This window comes from Candidatus Vampirococcus lugosii, assembly GCF_018420025.1.
Taxonomy (GTDB): Bacteria; Patescibacteriota; Gracilibacteria; order Absconditabacterales; family Absconditicoccaceae; genus Vampirococcus; species Vampirococcus lugosii.
The window spans coordinates 1-19,729 of record NZ_JAEDAM010000002.1 but is presented as its reverse complement, the minus strand read 5'-3'; the positions used below and the strand labels follow the sequence as shown (position 1 = coordinate 19,729).

At 21.9% G+C, this 19,729-nt stretch carries 23 protein-coding genes; 12 read left to right on the top strand and 11 right to left on the bottom strand.

Annotated elements, in window-relative coordinates; genetic code table 25:
* Window positions 1-91: 91 nt before the first annotated feature.
* Window positions 92-274, bottom strand: a complete 183-nt coding sequence (locus VAMP_RS00455; protein ID WP_213348087.1) for a hypothetical protein — start codon at window positions 272-274, stop codon at window positions 92-94.
* A 21-nt stretch (window positions 275-295) separates the two neighbouring features.
* Window positions 296-628 carry a hypothetical protein gene (locus VAMP_RS00450; RefSeq protein WP_213348085.1) on the bottom strand — a complete coding sequence of 111 codons (333 nt, stop codon included), beginning with the start codon at window positions 626-628 and terminating at the stop codon, window positions 296-298.
* A gap of 224 nt (window positions 629-852) precedes the next feature.
* Between VAMP_RS00450 and VAMP_RS00445 the strand changes: the two genes are divergently transcribed.
* The 3 genes from VAMP_RS00445 to VAMP_RS00435 are packed head-to-tail and all read left to right on the top strand — an operon-like array spanning window position 853 to window position 2,290.
* On the top strand, window positions 853-1,524 hold the full coding sequence (locus tag VAMP_RS00445) for a hypothetical protein (RefSeq protein ID WP_213348083.1): 672 nt from the start codon (window positions 853-855) through the stop codon (window positions 1,522-1,524).
* Between the two features lie 33 nt (window positions 1,525-1,557).
* On the top strand, window positions 1,558-1,887 hold the full coding sequence (locus VAMP_RS00440; RefSeq protein ID WP_213348081.1) for a hypothetical protein: 330 nt from the start codon (window positions 1,558-1,560) through the stop codon (window positions 1,885-1,887).
* 28 nt (window positions 1,888-1,915) lie between these two features.
* Window positions 1,916-2,290, top strand: a complete 375-nt coding sequence (locus tag VAMP_RS00435; RefSeq protein WP_213348079.1) for a hypothetical protein — start codon at window positions 1,916-1,918, stop codon at window positions 2,288-2,290.
* On the opposite strand, the gene VAMP_RS06845 is transcribed toward VAMP_RS00435, so the two are convergent.
* The 6 genes from VAMP_RS06845 to VAMP_RS00405 form a co-directional block, all read right to left on the bottom strand.
* Window positions 2,270-4,105 carry an elongator complex protein 3 gene (locus tag VAMP_RS06845; RefSeq protein WP_213348077.1) on the bottom strand — a complete coding sequence of 612 codons (1,836 nt, stop codon included), beginning with the start codon at window positions 4,103-4,105 and terminating at the stop codon, window positions 2,270-2,272. The genes VAMP_RS00435 and VAMP_RS06845 overlap by 21 nt on opposite strands.
* A 109-nt stretch (window positions 4,106-4,214) precedes the next feature.
* Entirely contained in the window at window positions 4,215-4,499 is a 285-nt protein-coding gene (locus VAMP_RS00425) for a hypothetical protein (protein WP_213348075.1), read from the bottom strand.
* Between the two features lie 156 nt (window positions 4,500-4,655).
* Window positions 4,656-5,312 (bottom strand): vWA domain-containing protein, encoded by a 657-nt coding sequence (locus VAMP_RS00420; RefSeq protein WP_213348073.1) that lies wholly within the window; start codon window positions 5,310-5,312, stop codon window positions 4,656-4,658.
* Window positions 5,313-5,358: 46 nt separating this feature from the next.
* Window positions 5,359-5,910: an elongation factor P gene (locus VAMP_RS00415; RefSeq protein WP_213348071.1), complete on the bottom strand. Its 552-nt coding sequence runs from the start codon at window positions 5,908-5,910 to the stop codon at window positions 5,359-5,361.
* Between the two features lie 33 nt (window positions 5,911-5,943).
* Window positions 5,944-6,435, bottom strand: coding sequence for a hypothetical protein (locus VAMP_RS00410; protein WP_213348069.1), 492 nt, complete (start codon window positions 6,433-6,435; stop codon window positions 5,944-5,946).
* 136 nt (window positions 6,436-6,571) lie between these two features.
* Entirely contained in the window at window positions 6,572-6,721 is a 150-nt protein-coding gene (locus tag VAMP_RS00405; protein WP_213348067.1) for a hypothetical protein, read from the bottom strand.
* A 501-nt stretch (window positions 6,722-7,222) separates the two neighbouring features.
* Here VAMP_RS00405 and VAMP_RS06840 point away from each other — a divergent pair.
* From VAMP_RS06840 to VAMP_RS00360, 9 genes are all read left to right on the top strand, one after another.
* Window positions 7,223-10,225: a valine--tRNA ligase gene (locus VAMP_RS06840; protein ID WP_213348065.1), complete on the top strand. Its 3,003-nt coding sequence runs from the start codon at window positions 7,223-7,225 to the stop codon at window positions 10,223-10,225.
* A 31-nt stretch (window positions 10,226-10,256) separates the two neighbouring features.
* Complete coding sequence (locus VAMP_RS00395; RefSeq protein WP_213348063.1) at window positions 10,257-10,631, top strand: phage holin family protein; 375 nt, start codon at window positions 10,257-10,259, stop codon at window positions 10,629-10,631.
* A gap of 2 nt (window positions 10,632-10,633) precedes the next feature.
* Window positions 10,634-10,873: a hypothetical protein gene (locus tag VAMP_RS00390; protein ID WP_213348061.1), complete on the top strand. Its 240-nt coding sequence runs from the start codon at window positions 10,634-10,636 to the stop codon at window positions 10,871-10,873.
* On the top strand, window positions 10,854-11,420 hold the full coding sequence (locus VAMP_RS00385) for a helix-turn-helix domain-containing protein (RefSeq protein ID WP_213348059.1): 567 nt from the start codon (window positions 10,854-10,856) through the stop codon (window positions 11,418-11,420). The genes VAMP_RS00390 and VAMP_RS00385 overlap by 20 nt, the downstream gene beginning before the upstream one ends.
* Window positions 11,421-11,630: 210 nt before the next feature.
* A complete protein-coding gene (locus VAMP_RS00380; RefSeq protein ID WP_213348057.1) occupies window positions 11,631-12,311 on the top strand; it encodes an Lcl C-terminal domain-containing protein in 681 nt (226 codons plus the stop codon).
* Window positions 12,312-12,339: 28 nt separating this feature from the next.
* Complete coding sequence (gene argS, locus VAMP_RS00375; RefSeq protein ID WP_213348055.1) at window positions 12,340-13,554, top strand: arginine--tRNA ligase domain-containing protein; 1,215 nt, start codon at window positions 12,340-12,342, stop codon at window positions 13,552-13,554.
* A 24-nt stretch (window positions 13,555-13,578) separates the two neighbouring features.
* On the top strand, window positions 13,579-14,229 hold the full coding sequence (gene argS, locus VAMP_RS00370) for an arginine--tRNA ligase domain-containing protein (protein WP_213348053.1): 651 nt from the start codon (window positions 13,579-13,581) through the stop codon (window positions 14,227-14,229).
* 199 nt (window positions 14,230-14,428) lie between these two features.
* On the top strand, window positions 14,429-15,250 hold the full coding sequence (locus VAMP_RS00365) for a lipid II:glycine glycyltransferase FemX (RefSeq protein WP_213348051.1): 822 nt from the start codon (window positions 14,429-14,431) through the stop codon (window positions 15,248-15,250).
* A 256-nt stretch (window positions 15,251-15,506) separates the two neighbouring features.
* On the top strand, window positions 15,507-15,881 hold the full coding sequence (locus tag VAMP_RS00360; protein WP_213348048.1) for a hypothetical protein: 375 nt from the start codon (window positions 15,507-15,509) through the stop codon (window positions 15,879-15,881).
* Window positions 15,882-16,325: 444 nt separating this feature from the next.
* Here VAMP_RS00360 and fusA read toward each other — a convergent pair whose 3' ends face one another.
* The 3 genes from fusA to htpX all read right to left on the bottom strand — a co-directional run.
* Entirely contained in the window at window positions 16,326-18,434 is a 2,109-nt protein-coding gene (fusA, locus tag VAMP_RS00355) for an elongation factor G (RefSeq protein WP_213348046.1), read from the bottom strand.
* A gap of 47 nt (window positions 18,435-18,481) precedes the next feature.
* Window positions 18,482-18,784, bottom strand: coding sequence for an Asp-tRNA(Asn)/Glu-tRNA(Gln) amidotransferase subunit GatC (locus tag VAMP_RS00350; protein WP_213348044.1), 303 nt, complete (start codon window positions 18,782-18,784; stop codon window positions 18,482-18,484).
* 135 nt (window positions 18,785-18,919) lie between these two features.
* Window positions 18,920-19,729, bottom strand: an 810-nt coding sequence (gene htpX, locus VAMP_RS00345) for a protease HtpX (RefSeq protein WP_213348042.1), incomplete at its 5' end; no start/stop codon positions are given.

Below are 19,729 nucleotides of genomic sequence, written 5' to 3'. Positions count from 1 at the left end.
ATTATTTACAATTTAAATTTATTTTTCAACACAAAAATTATTTTTAAATTTAAATTCAAAAAACTTAATAAAATACAAAAACTTTAGCTCTTTATCTATCAGGTAAACCACTTAAATCAAGTTTTCAAGTAAGAGCTTGTTTTAAATTATTTGCACATTCTTCTAATATTTTTGGAGATTCTTTTAAATTTTGTAGTCATTCTCTTTCTACTGAATCTAATTCTGCAGGATTTTCATTAATTTCATTTACTTCTCTATTGTTCATATTTTCCATTTTTTTATGTTTTAATTATATTTATAAATGATTTAACAACATATCAGGTTCTTCTTTCATATCATCTTTTTTTTCTTTTTCTTTTATTTCAGACAAACTATTACTTAATTTTTCCAAATTAGACAAAGATTCTTCCATTTTTTCTACATCAATTTGGTATATAGCTTCCAAGATAGTAATATGAATTTCATAAAGAACATCTTGTTCTACATTTTTTTCAGATAATATATTATAAAGCTCATCAAATATATTTCAATCTTCTTTAATAATTTCAAGCATAGACAAAATCCTTACTCTCTTGCCTTCATAACTCAAACTATCAAATAAAATTTTTCTTTTATTTATATCAAACATATGATTATATTTATTACTTTAAATAAAGATAAGTACATTATATATAGTCAATACAAAAATGTCAAATTATAATGTATATTTTTTGTAATTTAAATAGTAAAAAAGCAAAAATAAATATGTAATTGTCAAATAAAAAAACAAAAAGAGAAATATTTAACTTGAAAATTTTAAAAAAGTTTTTAAAATAATAACAATTGCTATAATTTATTTATAATATAATAATTATGGAAAAAAATAATTACAAAAGATCTAATTTAGATGTTAGAATATCTATTTCAAATTTTGTAAGAAATATACAATGAAAATTATTTGGTATATTAAATAAAAACGATTATGAAAATAAATGAAAAAAAGTAATTACTAGTATAGGTTGATGAGCTGAAATTTATAATATAGATTATTTATTAAATTTAGGTTGCAAAGATTTTTTTGTAAATGAAAATTGATTTTATGATGCTAGATTCTTTATCAGAGAAGAAAATATACAACAAATTTTAGATATTTTAATTTGTGAAAATATATTATTATATGAATTTTCAGTATTAAGAGAATTAAATGAAGAATTATGTTTTGAAAAAATAGAAAATCAAAAAGATTCTATACTTAAGTTTTATGACTTAATATGAACAGAAGAATTTTATAAATGAACTATTTTATGAAAATGATATTCAAATAGAATTCCTTGAGTTATAACTTATTATATTTGGAACTATTTTGATATTATTTTGGATAATAAACTAAGCAAATCAACTATAAACAAATTACTTAATTCACCAAATTCTTTTTTATTAACAAAAGAAGAAGTTTTATCTTGATATTCAAAAGAATGAATTCCAATTGCAAAAAACATTAAATCTTCATTAAATATTGACAAAACAAATTATTTATATATATAAATATATATTTAATTTGATAAACAATAAAAAATAATGATTAATAATTGAGATAATTTTGAAAAAAATTGAGATAATTTTGAAAAAAATTCAAATAAATTAACTAGTGCAACATTAGCATTATCATTATGTCTTTCTTGATGTAATGTTACAATGATAAAATCAGATGATTATCCGTCAAACAATAATTTGAGACATACTACAAATTCTCAAAATTTACAAAGAACAAATTCATATGGAATTGAACAAGAAATTCAAAATGCAGAAAGACAATTAAGAAGGACAAACAATTTTGAAGAAAAAATAAAAATTTTGGAATATAAGGAGATTAAGAAATACAACACAAAGACCGAATTGATCAGATAGACATATAACTTACGAACAAAGAGAAGTTATGCCAAATCAAGTATTTATTCAAATATTATGATGAGAACATAAATATACGAGACTTGGATGAAAATTATTGGAACCATGAAGTTGGAAAACTAAAGATGAAACTTTATCTTTATATAATAGAAACTTGTCAACTAATGTAAATATAAATTCAAGCTCAACTTGAACATTAGTTTTTCAAGATTGAAGAAGGAGCAAAAGTGTAAATATTTCTTTTGAATACGATTGAAATTATTTAAGAATAAATCAAGATTGACAACAAAGCCAAATTCCTATATTAAATAGGAATAAATGAAGACAAATAACAGTTAGATTACACGATAGAAATTATGATAATTGAGGGACAGTATTAAAATTAATTGTTGACTGGAGATAAATATTTAAGCATATAAGTTCATTCCAAATGATATCAAATTTTTTTGTAGTATCATCTCACTCAAATTCATGATATTACAGATATTTTTGTATATCATTTGGATAATGAAAGTTTTTCAGCAATTTCCATAAGTCTAGTTCAAAATCAAGTATGTTGAAAAGCATTTTTTAGTTTTTCATTAATTTTTGCAACTTGTCAATAAACATGTAATTCTCTTATCAAAGCTGTATTTTTTCACAATCAAGTATATTGGACAGTATTTTCATTTTTTGGTAATAATAATCTTGTAAATCAATATAAATATCAAAGTTTATCTTCAAAACTAATAAAGTATTCACTTCATACTGAAGATTTATATTTTCTTACAACTAAAAAATCTTCTCAATTAATTAATTTTCTATTTGAAATTTCTCTAGATCTAGTATCTATAGCAACAAAATTTCTACTAGAAAATAAATCTGGCTCACCAGAAATAATATAAGTTATTTCTTCTTCATTTTTTTCTTTTTCTATATCAAAAAAATCATAAAGATTATCTAATATTTTCATATTTGGATACATTTTTTTATAATGTAATTTTCTTAATTCATAATCTTTTTTGTATTCCAAATCCATATCATTCATAACAATTTGTCTCAAATTAGTAATATTACTACCAGCAACAATTTCAGTTTCGGGTATATCTCTAATAAGTCTTTTAATTCTAGAATAGGAAGGAACTATATCAACTTGTACTTTTTTGGTAATATATTTTATTTCTTCGCTAGTTAATGGTTTATATTCTCAAGATTTCCATAAATCATAAAGTTTAGTATTTGCAATAACAGAAGTTGGATAAAATTTTATTTCATCAGGTTTTATAAAAATATCAGAATAAGCTAATTCCATAGTTTTTATATCTTTTTGTATAGTAGATTTATATAGACCTGGCATAAAATGACAAGAAAATTTAAATCAATATTGTCTTAATTTATGAAGTGCAAATCTAGATTCTTGTACTGTATTTCATCTTTCATTTGCTAATAAAACATCATCAAACATATTTTGAATTCATATTTCCAATCTAGTAATTCATAACTCTCTCCATAATTGACAATTTTTATCATTAACAAATTCTGGTCTAGTTTCTACAGTAAGTCATATAATTCTACATTCTGAATTTTCATTTATTTCATGAGATTCTTGTAATGTTTTAGGATAATTTATATTTAAATCATCTGTTATTGTATATTTTGAAAATTTAGGATTATTAACTTTTATTTTTGTTTGATTTTTAAATTCAAAAAAAGTATTACAAGCATCAAATAAAGATTTAATAAACTGTTTTTTATAATTATCTGGATAAGAATCCCAAGTTCATCATAGTACTATTATTTCTATTTTATCTACATCATGTCAAGTCATAGTAAGAGAAAGCAATCTATTATAAACTTGTTTAATAGGATCAAATTGATTCAAAAGTGCTCTCATAGCTCATGGTTCTGTATTTATATAACTTTTTGGCATAGTTGCATCATCTGGACAAAATATACATTTACCAGGACAAGGAAAAGGTTTTGTCAAAACTTGTACTGGAACAATTCAAGATTGACTTCTTATTCATCTTTTTCTTAATGCAATTTTTATTGCTTTATTTTCTTTTATTTTTCATTCATCAAGCATATTATTGTATACAGAAAGTAATTCCATATTTGTAGGAATTGATTTAAGATTATTTTTTTTTGAAAATTCTTTTTTTTGTTCTACAATTAAATCAGCTGTTATTTTATCTTCTGGAAAAAGTAAAATATTTGAGACTAAATCTTGTATATTCATTTTAATATTTTATTAATATATATATTATTTTAAAAAATTATATTTATTATTTACAAAATATAAATTAATTTAAATAATTTTATAATAGTAAATAATTTTTAGAAAACATTTATAAATTTTTCAATTTAGATCTAATAATATTTTCTGTATCTTTATCCAAAGATTTATTATTATATATAATTTCTTCAATTTCTTGTATAATTTCGTTATTTATTCATATTTTAGATAAAACATCTTCTATAGATTTATATTGATTTTTAATCATAATTTTTTCTATATATGAAACAAAATATTTTATAAATTCATTTCATTCATAATTTTTTAATTTTTCCAAATAATATTTTTTAATATTTTCTATAAATTCTTTATTATTTTCATCTATTTTTCTATACATAATTAAATTTTCAACTAATTTTATTGATACAAATATAAAAAAAAATATACTCAAAAAAAATATTATATAAATAATAATTAATAATATTATATTTATAGTTATATAATTTAATATATTTGGTGAAGTATTAAATACTATTTCATACATACTGTTTATTTATATTCATAAAATTCCTGTAAATCGTGCTATAAATTTTAATAAATCTTTTTTTTCAGAATCAATTTGTAATCATACTTTTTGTTCAAACAACATACTATATTCTCAATATTTAAAATATTTTCAATTTAAATCATTTGATACTTGTATATCAGAAACATAATGTATTTTTTGATTTTTTGATTTAATACTATTTAATACATCTTGATTTATTGATAAAACATTTCATCATAAAATAACTCATATATCAGATTCTTTAGAATTTAAATTAAAATTATTTAGTGCATTATCTATTCATATGTATTCATAATCTTTATTTGAAGGTATAGAAACTCATCAAACAGACAATGCATATATATATTCTTTATATGTTTGTAAATCATTTGTAGCTGGTATTTCATAATTACTTCAATCTTCATATATTATCAATCATACTTTTTGTCAATTATTTATTTTATTTACATAATTTAAAATAAAATCCCTATCATCATCAAGTTGTTCATTATCTAATGATAAATCTACCAAAAAAATTATATTATTTTTCCCTCCATATAATTCTCAAGAATTTTGAGTTAATCATAATACAAAAAAAAGTACTCAAGAAATCAATAAAAATATAGTTTTTATTATTAATATTATTTTATAATATTTTTGCATCTAATTATTTAATCTTTAATATTAAAGATATTTTTAAAAAAATTATTTATTTCGTTTCAAGTGTAGAAGTATTAACAACAACAGTATCTCATATCTTTTTATGTTCTGCTACCATAACTTCCAATCAATTATCCAAAGTAGCTGGTTTTTTGCTAGCAGTTGCTCTATCTCATCTAGTTCATGGCATAGTATCTTTTATTATATAATCAATAGTAGCTGGTAATATAACTCATATCACATTTTCTTCATAAATCATAAGAAATATATCCAAATTTTCTTTAAGATAAGGAACTATATCTTCAATAGTATTAGCATCTATATCATATATTTCAGCTGTATCATTTTCCATAAACGAATAAGTATCTCATGTATTATATAAATATACTGCATTTTTTGTACTTACATCAGCACTTTCTAGAGTTGTTCAAGATTTGTAAGTAAATGTATTAGTAGATCAATCCAAAATATTTTTAACTTTAAATCCATAAGTTGCACTTCATCTTCAAGTATGTGTATGATAAGTATCTACTACTTTATACAATTTTCACTCCAAATTTAAAACTGTTCATTTTTTAACATTAGATGTATCTATTTTCATTAATATATTTAAATTATTTAATATAAAAAGTTTTTACAAAAACATATAAGTTATAATTCTCATTATTGCATATGAAAATATAATTATAACAATTCAAATAATAGCATTTTTTACTGGTTCAGATCATCTACTAGAATTACCAGTAATTACTGCACTTGCATATATATATCAAGAATATATAATCATTAAAGCTCAAATTACAAGTCAAACATTTGACATTCGATTCACTAAATGTGCTGCAAAATTTAAAATAGTATTCCAGCCCATAATACCAGTAGCAAATTGAGTTCATAAATCATCTTCTATTTTATTATATTCTTCATCATATTTACTCCATACAGTTTCATCTGCTTCCCTATCAGGATTAGAAACTTTTTCTACTATTTCTCATGGATCAACTATTTCTCAATCTTCAAGATCAACATTACTTCAACCTCATGGTATTATATGCCAATCTTGTGCAAAAGAAAAAGATAATGAAAATATTAATATCAATATTACAAAAAATATTTTTTTATTAAACATAATCTAAATAGTTTTTAATTTAAAATTAAATATTTTTTATTATATATAATTTATCATTTCTTTCAAGATTATTTTAAACAAAAAAATATTAGTAATTTACTATCACTAATATTTTTATATAATCAATTTAAAATTTTTAATCTTCTGTACCTTCTGTTTCAGTATCTGTAGTTGTTTCAGTATCTGTAGTTGTTTCAGTATCTGTATCTGTATCTGTTTCAGTATCTGTCATAGTACATCAACCTAAAAATAATAATCACAAGAACATCAATAACATATATTTCATAATTTTCAATTTTATAATCTAAAAAGCTTCAAAAATATTTATTGAAGTAAGGAACATACTATATAAAAAAGACAAAAAATCAAGAGAAAATTATTCTAATCTTCTGCACCTAAATTAAAGAAAAGAGTGAATTTTGTTGATTCTGTAGTTGTTTTCTTTGATTTCTATTTCGGAAAAATTTTCAATTATGTAATATATATTCAACTACTTCTAACCAGGCATACATTATATTTTTTAGTTTAGTAATATTATGTTTTTATTATGATACATCAATGTAATGAGTGATATAAGTTTTTTAATTATATTTGCAAGTACTTTTTTTAATGAATATTATTTATTAAAAATATTATTATTATAATTACAATTTAATATTGTCTGTACACAAAAATTCAAAAACACTTGAAAATTTTATATAAAACTATATAAAACTAGTATATACATTTTTTTGTTTAAAATAACTTGTAGATTAAAATTATTTATATATTTTATAATTAAAATATTATGTTAAATTTTCCTAAAAAATATGATCATAATTTAGAAAATGAAATTAATAAAGTTTGGAAAGAAAATGATTTATTTTTATCAAAAAATAATAAAAATATAGATTTTTCAAATTGAAAAAAATTCTCAATATCTATGCCACCTCCAAATGTAACCTGAATTTTACATAATGGACATGCTTTTATGTTATCTATTCAAGATGCTATAATAAGACATGCAAGAATGCTTGGTTATGATGTTTTATATATACCTTGAACTGATCATGCTTGAATTGCAACTCAGTCGGTAGTTGAAAAAAGTTTAAAAAAGAAATGAATTACAAAATATGATTTATGAAGAGAAAAATTTGTAGAAGAAGTTTGGACTTGGTCAAAAAAATCTAGAAATAAAATAATTTCTCAAATTAATAGTATGTGAGTTTCTGTTGATCGATCAAAAGAGCAATTTACTTTTTCTGAAAGACTTTCTAGAGCAGTTAGAAAAGCTTTTGTTGAATTAGAAAAAAAATGAAAAATATATAAATGAGATCGTATTGTTAATTGGTGTTCCAAATCAAAAAGTGTAATTTCTGATATAGAAGTAAATTATAAAACTGAAGAAGTTAATATGTATTATATTAGATACTTTATTGAATGAAAATGAGATAGTATTACTGTAGCCACAGTAAGACCAGAAACAATTTTTGCTGATGTTGCTATTGCTGTAAATCCAAAAGATAAGAGATACAAAAAATATATTTGAAAAAATGTTTTAATTCCAATTGTAAATAGAACTATTCCAGTAATAGCTGATGAGTATGTTGATACTGTTTTTGGTACAGGTGCATTAAAAATTACTCCAACTCATGATATAAATGATTTTGAAATAGGTAAAAGACATAATTTGCCTATGGATCGTTTTTCTATAGATAAAAATTGAAAATTTACTGATCTAGCATGAGAATTTGCAGGTTATGATTGGGAAGATGTTTATTCTAATTTTTTGCAAACATTAGAAGAAATTTGAAATATAGAAATGATAGAAAGATATGAAACTCAAATTCCTTATTCTGAAAGATATAATAATAAAATACAACCAATTTTATCTAAACAATGGTTCGTAGATGTTGATGAAATGGCTCAAAAATCTATAAAAACTATAAAAGATTGAGAAACAAAAATATATCCTCAGAGATTTGATAAAATATATTATGAATGGTTGGAAAATATAAAGCATTGGTGTATATCAAGACAAATTTGGTGGGGTCATAGAATTCCAGTTTGGTATTGTAAAAATTGACATAAAAATTCTTTTGATGAAGATAATGTATTGATAAATGATGATAAAAAGAAAATTTTGTCTATGATTATTTTTAATCTTATTGCTGATACTAAACTTAAAAATCCGTTTAATATAGAAGATTTAATTAATATTCTTTTTGAAGATAGTATAGTTCCTAGAGAATGAAAAATATATGAAACTTATCTTAATATATATCAAGAAAAATTTAAAAATGATAATAAAAAGCTTGAACAAGTAAATGAATTATTAAATTTATTTAATAGTTTTGATTTAGATTCTTCTGATTTAATGCAAATTTGAGAAGATTTAATAGAGATTTTGGATAATTCTTCAAATATAACAGGTAATTCTGAGTTTTATAAATTTAATTTTGTATGTAAATCTTGTAATGATGAAAACCTAAAACAAGATGAAGATGTTTTGGATACTTGGTTTAGTTCTAGTTTATGGCCATTTAGTATTTTGGGTTGGCCAGAAAATACTCAAGACTTAAAAGATTATTACCCAAATACAGTAATGGAAACTTGATATGATATAATATTTTTTCGAGTAGCTAGAATGATGATGATGTGAAATGAAATTATGGGAAAAAAAGCATTTGATAATATTTATCTTCATTGACTTGTAAGAGATTACAAATGACAAAAAATATCTAAATCACTTTGAAATAATATTGATCCTTTGGAAATTGTAGAAAAATATTGAGCTGATAGCTTAAGATTGTCTTTGATATTATGAACTACTCCATGAAATGATATGAAGTTTTCTATGGATAAATTAGATTACAATAAAAGATTTATAAATAAACTTTGGAATGCATCTAGATTTATTTATATGAATGCATTAGCTTGAGATAAAAATATCTCAATAAATTATAATTTAATTAGAGATGATATAAAAGATAATATTGATAAACTAAATGATTTTGATAAATGGATATTATGAAAATTAAATAATCTATCAAAATTATGAAACAATTATTTAGATAAATTTATGTTATGAGAGTTTGGACAAGAGATTATTAAAGTAGCTTGGCATGATTTTTGTGATTGGTATATAGAAATATCAAAAGTTCAAGAATCTGAATATACTAGCAAGATTTTGATTTATGGAATATGAACAATTTTGAAATTTTTGCATCCATATATTCCGTTTGTTAGTGAAAAACTTTGGTCATTGTTATGATTTGAATGATATTTAATAAATTCTCAGTTTCCACAAATTATAAATTTTTCTGATTGAGATCCTAAAATTAAAATTTTTATGGATATTGTATGAGAATATAGAAATTTAAGAAGTGAAACTGATACTAAACCTCATGAAAAAGTAGATATAATATTGTCTACTGATACTGTTTTGATAAATTTTATAAAAAAATATGAAAAAATATTAATTAGTTTGGTATGAACTCAAAAAATTAATTATTCAAATTCAAGTAAAGAAATAACTGATGATTATTCTGTTTGATATGTTGATGATACTAAACTTTGACTTAGATGAATAAAAAAATTATCTAATAAAGATATTTTAAAAAATTTGGAAAAAGAATTGGAAGATGAAAATCAATTTTTGCAATGATTAAGAAATCTTGTCTCTAGTCCATGATTTATTGAAAAAGCTCCAGCAAATGTAGTAGAAGATAAAACTAATAAAATAAAAGAAATCAAGAAAAAAATTGAAAATATAGAATATGAAATTGCAAAATTAAAAATTAAAAATTAAATAAATATTTATTGAATATAAATAATTAACTATGATTAATAAAATATTATCAAGTATTTTGATAAATTGAACAGTTTTGTATGTGATTATTAAATATTTTCCAGAAATATGACTTTCAGTAGATCCTATTTCTGCATTAAATTTAGAAATTGTTTTTTTGTTGTGAACAATTTTTTGGGTTTTTGACGAGGTAGTAAAAAGATTAGTGAAGGTTTTGATTTTTCCTCTTATGCTTCTTATGTCAGGTATTATGTCAATTTTGATAAATGTTTGAATTTTTTATTTTTTTGCATATACTGTCAATTATCTCAATATTTGAATTCAAATTGAGTTATGAACATTTATTCAAGTTCTAATTTTATCTATTATAGTTGCTCTTGCAAATTTATTACTTAAAAAATTATAATTATGAAATATTTATTTTTATTGATTTGAATAGCTGGTCTTATACTTTTATTGATAATTTATTTTCAAGGTTTTACATATAATTTTTCTCAAAAAATACCTTTTTTACAAAATCGTATAGATTTTAATATTTTTACAACTTATCTTATAATTATTGCTATTTTTACATGAGTATTTTTAACACTTTGAGTTAAATGAATTTTAGATTCCAATAAAGATTTAGATGACTGATTTGAATTATAATGTTTGAAGAAATCAAGCTGCTAAACTTATATGAGTTAGCACTAGAACTATAGATAGATATGTAAAAAAATGAAGATTATCTTATAACAAAATTTGAAATAAAATAATGCTTTGTGAAAAAGAATTATTAGAATTGCAATCTACATTTGAGCAAACACAAGATTCATTTTCACAAGTTATTGTTTCTTGACAAGTTGATGATGAACAAAATATTACTAATCAAGATAATCAATCTCAAGATTTTCAAAATCAATTATCATCACTTGTAAATCTAATCAAAGAAAAAGATGAACAATTAGAAAATAAAAATGCTATTATTTTTAATATGCAACATAATATTTGAATTTTGGAAGCTAAATTAAAAAATTCTGTTGCATTACCTGATTATACACAAGAAAAAGATAAACTTTATCAAAAAAATAAAGAAATTTCTTTTGAAAAAGAGAGTATACAACAAGAATTGAAATCAACAAAAATTAAAAATTTGATTTATTTGTCTGTACTAGTTTTTTTAGTATTATTAATAATATTTTTTATATTTTCATAATAAATAATTAAAAAAACATAATGTATACATGGTAGTTGAGTATTATTACTTAATTGAAAATTTTTCTGAAATAGAAATTAAATAAACTGCCTACAAAATCAACAAAATTTAGTTTTTTCTCCGATTTAGCTACACAAGATCAGACATTATATTGAAATATTTAAATAAATTATTATATTATAAATCAAATTTAGTAATTAATTTTTTTTTATGTTTTTGAAAATTAAAGATAAAATAAATAATAAATATTTTTGGCCAATTTTTTCTGCATCTTTATGAATTTTTTCTTTTTTATTTTTGATTATTATAGTAATTTTTAAATCTTTGGATGCTGAAAATATGAGTTGATTTTATGATTATGAAAAAAATAATTGAGATTTGGATGAGCCAGTTATAGATACTAATTTATGAAAATACTGTGATCAAGATGTTAAAATTTGAGATTCTTGTTGATGATGAATAGTTTTTTATATATGAAATGATTTATGACCTGATTGAGAAAAAAATATATTAATATCTGAAAAACAAGATGCATCGGATAAATATTCTTTTCTTAATAGATTAGAAGCTTTGAGTTGAGTTAGTGATATGGATTATTGATATGAAAATACTAAATTTTTGATGCAACAATGATCTGATGCTGCAAAATATTGCTGGGAAAAAGAAGAAAATTGATTTAATGACTGGTATTTACCATCTGCTAGAGAATTACATAGATTATGGAAAAATAAAGAATCTGTTTCTTGATTTACAAATTTTAGATATTGGTCAAGTACTCAAACGGAGGATGATGTAAATAATGCTTATTCTATGTATTTTGAATATATGAATATAGCAAAATTTAACAAAAGAGAACCTCTGTATGTTCGTTGTATAAGAACTGCTAATTAAATTTTATTTAAATAAATTAATTTTAAAAATGTTAAAAAACTTAATAGATAAATTGCTTGATAATTATTCTTATCAATACAATGAAATTGATTTTTTTCAAAATGATTTACAAAATATTAAATTTAAAAATTATAACAATTCTTTTTTGGACAAGAATAATTTTGAAATATATAAGTTAAATAATGAAATTATAAATTTATTAAAAAAGCAAAATATACAAACTGATGATGATTTTGTTATAGAAATTCCAAATCTTGATAATTTTGATTTTGTTTTTTCTATCAAAAAAATATTTGATTTAAATAAAAATAATTTTGATAATATAAAAAGTTTTGCTGATTTTGTTTATGAAATTTTATCAAAAAGTAATTTGTTTCAAAATATAATTCAACAATGAATATTTATAAATCTTGAAGTAAAAGAATCTTATATTTTATGAGAAATTGATTTAATATTAAATAATAATTTTTATCCCAAAATTAATTTTTTTGAAAATAAAAAAATATGTATAGATTATCCATCTTGTAATATGGCAAAACAAATGACAGTTTGACATTTGAGATCGGCTATTATTTGAGAAAGTTTATCAAATATTTTTGAAACTATGTGAGCAAAAGTTTTTAGATGGAATTATCTTGGAGACTGGTGAACTCCTTTTGGTAAAACATTATATAGCTTGATTTATGAATATCAAAATAATTGAAAAGAAATTTTTGATAAATTGGACTCTAATCCAACTGAAAATTTATGAAAATTATATTCTTCATACAAAAAAATTGATAACGAACAAAAAAATAATTTTGCTAGGAAGTATTTTTCATTATTGGAAAATTGAGATCCTTTAATTTATGATATACGACAAGAATTTAGAAGACTTTCTTTACTTGATTTTGAACAAATTTTTGAAAGATTAAATATAAAACCTGATACTAATCTATGAGAATTTTTTTCTTATTCTATACAAGACGAAATAATAAAAGATCTTGAAAAATCAAATTATTTAAAATTTGAAAATAATGCTTTTATAGTTAAATTCCAAAAATTAAAACAAAACAAAAAAATATATTATCAAATTTTGCAAAATAATGAATGACAAGATATTGATGAAAATGATATAGAAATTTTGATGATTAAAAAATCTGATTGAGCTTGAACTTATGCTAGCAGAGATTTAGCTTTATTAAAATATAGAAAATTTATATTATGATCTGATGAGATCTACTATATAGTATGACCAGAATAATCCTTACATTTTGAATTAGTTTTTTTGCTTTGAAGTAAACTTTGGTGAATTGATAAAGAAAATTTTAAACATATATCTTTTGGTTTTATGCTTTGGAATTGAGTTAAAATGTCCTCTCGTGGTTGAAATGTTTATAGATTAGCTGAACTTTTGGATAATATTAAAAATAAAATAATAAATGAATTTGAATGAATAAATCAAAATTTGGCAGAAAAATTAGCTGTAAATGCTATTATCTTCAATGATTTAAAAAATGATAGACAAAAAGATATTAATTTTGATTTGGAACAGATGACAAGATTAAATTGAGATTCTTGAGTTTATATACAATATACTTTTGCAAGAATTAATGCCTTGATAAATAAAATAAATATTGAATATATTGAAAATATTGATATTTCATTATTAAATTGAGAACAGAGAAAAATTTTATTAAATATTTCTTATTTTATTATGATTTTACAATCTTGTTGTAAATCTTATAAAGCTCATATTTTGGCACAATATATTTTATGAATTTGTAAAAAATTTAATAATTTTTACTCAAATTCTGACAAAATAATAAATATGGATACTGAACAAAAAAAATCTAATTTAATTTTTTTGAAAGTATTAAAAATATTTTTTGAAAAAGTTTTTGAAATACTTAATATGCCAAAAATTGAAAAAATTTAATATTTAAAATATATAAAATTATGTCAAATTTTTATCAAAATGAACATTGGAAATATATAAATAAATATATATATACAAAAAACCTATTTTTGAAATAAATATTTTTGGTAATGATTATTTTGGTGTAGTAAAAGAAAAAAGTAAATTTTGATTTTCACTGAGTTGGTATCAAATTTTATGAATAGATTGTAGTTATGAATTGGAAAATATAGAAGAATTTAAAAAAAATATAAATATTATAAAAAGAGATTTTTATAAATCTTGGTGAGATATATATATTCAATTTGGATTTAATAATTCTATATTTGATATAGCTAGTGTAGAACTTAAAAAAGAAGAAAATATTGAAAATATAAAAAAAATATATGAAAATAAAAAAAGTTTACTGAACAAAGAATTATGACTTATTTCTTCTATAAGAGAGAATATGCCTCCTGCAAATGTAATAGTAAATATTTCAAAATCTGAAGATGAAATTTGGTCAAATATTAGTAAAAATACAAAAAATCAAATCAAAAAATGAAAATCAAAATGACTTGAATTTGTTATTTTATCAAAAGATAATATAAATGAATTCTATGATTTATGGTACAAAACTTTATTTTGAAAATGATTAAGTATTCCAGGTAGGAAAGAATATTTTCAACTTTATGATTATTTAAAAGAAAATAAAGTAGGTGATATATTTGCTGTCAAACTTGATTGAAAATTGGTTGCTTGAAGTATATGTATTTATAGTTGAGATATTTTGTATTATGTATATTGAGCATCTGATAGAGATGCAGGAAACATATGACAACATCAATATCTTAAATATCAATTATTTATATGGGCAAAAGAAAAATGATTTAAAAAAATAGATTTGTTATGAGTTGCTCCAGCTTGGAACAAATCACATTCTCTTGCTTGAGTTTCAGATTTCAAAAATTCATTATGATGAGATTACATACAATATTTATGAAATTATGATTTAGTATTTTCTGATAAAGTATACAAAATATATAATACTTTGAAAAAATAATTAATAATTTATAAAAATTAATTGAAAATTACTTGTAATTTATAATTATATCATTATATAATCAGTATGTTTAAAATTATTGAAATTAATATAATTGAACTTTTTTGAAATAAATCAGAGATTGAATTAAAAAAATATTATAAAAAAATCTATTGAAAAATTCAGGAAAGTTAAGTCTGACTAATAATTTTGAACTTTTATTTGTCTTTGGGCTATAGATAAAATATATATTTATATAAATAAACAATAAAAAAATATGAATAACAATAAATGATTTAGCATATTGAAAATTGCAGTATCAGTATGTGTATTTTCCACATTTTTAGGTGTTAGTGTTACAAATTGAAATGATATTCAATGATCTGATTGTGTAGTAATTGATACACAAGACAAATGTAATTCTGCTATTGATAATGGTTTAACATCAGTTATGTTACAAAAAAATGGTGTGGACACAAATAATTGGGAATCTAAGGGTACACTAACTCATTGTCATAAAAATACATTTCAACGTAAAGTAGTATTTCAATTTCGAGGTAGAGTTATGTCTGCAATTCTTACACCTAGATACGATTGCCACCATTGATTAGAATGTAATGATGATTATTTATTTTGGGCTTGTAACAATTAATTATTAGAATAACTATTATATTTTTTTTGTTTTAAACTCATCTTTTTAGAAAAAAATTTCTAAATCCTTGATTAAATGAAGGATTTAGAAATTTTTTTATGTAATACACAAATTTTATAATTTTATTTTAAATAATTAAAATATTTTTTCTTGAAGCTTATTTATTTGTTCTAGTTTATTTATATGTATATTATATATTTTAAAGTAAACTTTACTTATTATTTTTTAATTCGGTTAATAATGTATCTAATGCATATTCTTGTAATAAATCTTTAACTTTTAATCTAAAATCTTGATTGTAATCATAATAAATTTTGTAACAATTAATTTATTAACATTTTTCTATTAATTTAAATAAAAACTTTATTATATCTCTTTATATTATTAATATAATAAAAAAAAGATTATTATAAATAATCTTCTTTTTATTTTAAATACTAATATTTAATTATCATCAAGCGATTTAAATTTTCATGTTCTTTCTTCTATCAACTCTTTCATCATTGTATCAGGAAGTTTTTCATAATTAGCAAATTTCATAACATAATTAGCTCTACCTTGAGTAAAAGATCTAAGATCAGTAGCATATCAAAACATTTCTGATAAAGGAACTTTACAATTAATGATAGTTGCTTGCCCTCTTTGTTCTTGTCATTCTAATCTACCTCTTCTAGAACTCAAATCTCACATTACATCACCCATATATTCATCAGGAGTAGTAACTTCTACATCCATAACAGGTTCCAAGATAACTGCTTCAGCTTTACTAAATGCATCTTTCAGAGCTTTAAAAGTTGCAACTTTGAAAGCAACTTCAGAACTATCAACTTCATGATAAGATCCATCATAAACAGTTACTTTAACATTAATAATTGGAAATCATGCTAATATTCATTTTTTCATAGTTTCTTGAGCTCATTTATCAATAGCAGGTATAAATTCTTTTGGAATAGTACCTCATACTATTTCACTTACAAACTCATAATTTTTTTCTTCATCTTCAAGAAGTTCAACCCTTAATAATACATGTCAATATTGACCTCTACCTCAAGTTTGTTTAGTAAATTTACCTTCTCATTTAGCTTCAATTTGTATAGCTTCTCTATAACTTACTTGTGGTTTTCATACATTAGCTTCTACTTTATATTCTCTTTTCAATCTATCTACAATAATATCAAGATGTAATTCACCCATACCTGCAATTATTGTTTGTCAACTTTCTTCATCTGTATAGAATTTGAAAGAAGGATCTTCATATGCAAGTTTTCATAAACCTAATCACATTTTTTCTTGATCTTTTTTTGATGCTGGTTCTATACTCATACTAATCACTGGTTCTGGAAATTCCATTTCTTCCAATATAATTGGATTTTTTATATCACAAAGTGTATGTCAAGTTCTAACATCTTTAAGTCACAAAAATGCACAAATATTACCTGCTGGCACTTCATTAACTTCTTCCCTTTTGTTTGCATGCATAAGCAACAGTCTACCTACTCTTTCTTTTTTTCATGTAATAGGATTCATCAATGATTCACCTGATCTAACAACACCAGAATAAACTCTTACATATGTTAATGTTCCTACATACGGATCATTAACTATTTTGAATGCCAAAGCAGAAGTATTTTCATCTTCTGATAATTTTCTTTTATCATCTTCTCAATTATCTGGATTTTTTCATTCTACATAACCTATTTCTGATGGAGAAGGAAGATAATCTACAACACCATCCAAAACAGCTTGCACTCATGCATTTTTCAATGCAGAACCACACATCACAGGATATAATTCATTAGAAATAACTCATTTTCTAATAGTTAATTTTATCATATTTACAGAAATTTCTTCACCTCATAAGTATAAATCTGCTAATTCATCATCAAACATAGAAATTTTATCAAGCATAATTTCTCTATATTCTTCAGCTTGATCTTTATATTCATCAGGAATTGCATGTTCTACCATTTCCATACCATGATTACCTTCATAAGTATAAGCTTTCATAGTAATCAAATCTATAACACCTTGAAAATCTTGAGATGAACCCCAAGGAATTTGAACAGCAACTCATTTATCTGTAAGTTTTTCTTCTATAGATTTCAAAGACATAAAAAAATCAGCACCCATTTTATCCATTTTATTAACAAATGCAATTCTAGGAACTTTATATTTATCGGACTGTCTCCATACTGTTTCAGATTGTGGTTCTACTCATGCACTTCAATCAAAAACAGCAACTCATCAATCCAAAACTCTCAAAGATCTTTCTACTTCAACAGTAAAATCCACATGTCAAGGAGTATCAATTACATTTATTTGACTATCTTTCCAAAAACAAGTAGTTGCAGCAGATGTTATTGTTATTCATCTTTCTTGTTCTTGAGCCATCCAATCCATTGTTCATTCACCATCATGAGTTTCACCAATTTTATGATTTTTCCCAGTATAAAATAAAATTCTTTCTGTAACTGTTGTTTTCCCTGCATCAATATGAGCAATAATTCAAATATTTCTTATTTTATCCAAAGATACTTTTTTTGCTGTAGCCATAATGTAAATTATTTTTTATTAAATTAAAGATTTTTATAATACTTATGTTATTTAATCGCAGATTTAATAACTATTCAGTTATCTTTTATATTATGATTAATATTTTTAATAAATCCATCAGAAAAATTAGACTTTTCAAGTCAAGTATTCATTTCCATATAATTATTTTCTATAGGATGAGATAAAGATTCTACAGAATCTATATCCAAATTTTGTAATTTAGAAACAAATCATAAAATATCTTCAATTTGACTTATAAATTTATCTTTTTCAGATTCATTTATATTCAAAGAACATAATTTAGATATATGGTCAAGATCTTTTACAGTTAAACCCATAATTAATAACATTTAAGTATTAAATTTTAAAAGTTTTGTCATTATAACAATTTTATAAGTATTTTCAAGTATATTTTTATTTTTTGTACTAACAACATCAAATTGTCAGTACAATAATATTTAATAAAAGTTTATATTATTTTTCTTTTATTTTGATTGTAATGCCTGTATTCTTTTTTCCAAAGGAGGATGAGATGAAAATAATTTCATTATTGAAGCTCAAGAAACTATTTTCATACTATTTGTTGCTTGATTATCTTCAAATTCAATATTTTGAACTAAAACTTGTAATTGTTGCAATCAAGCAATCATTTTTTCTTTACCAACTAAATCAGCACTTCAAGCATCAGCTTTAAATTCTCTATATCTACTAAACCAAGCCAATACTATACTTGCCAATATGGATAACAATATTTGCAATACAAAAGATACCAAAAAATATCACAATCAAGGTCCATCTTCATTCTTGAACACAGCCTTATCTACAAATGTTCATATAATTCTAGAAAGAAAAACAACAAAAGTATTCATAACTCATTGTAATAAAGTCATAGTTACCATATCACCATTAAGTATATGAGCCATTTCATGAGCTACAACTCATTCTATAGCATCAAAATCCATATTATAAATTAATCAACTACTTACCGCAACTAAACTATTATTTTTAGTAGGTCATGTTGCAAAAGCATTTGGTTCATTTGAAGCATATATTCATACTTCTGGAGTTTTTATATTTCATCTACTTGCAAGTCTTTCTACTACTTGATAAACAAATATTTCTTTTTCACCAAATTGACTTAAATTTTCTGGATTTATAATTTGAGGACTATACATCCACTTCGCAACCCATTTGGAAATCAAAAGACTTATAAAAGCACCAGAAAATCAAACAATTAAAGAAAAAATTCAAACTCAAACAAAATCATATCAATATCAAGAAATATTAGTTTCTGG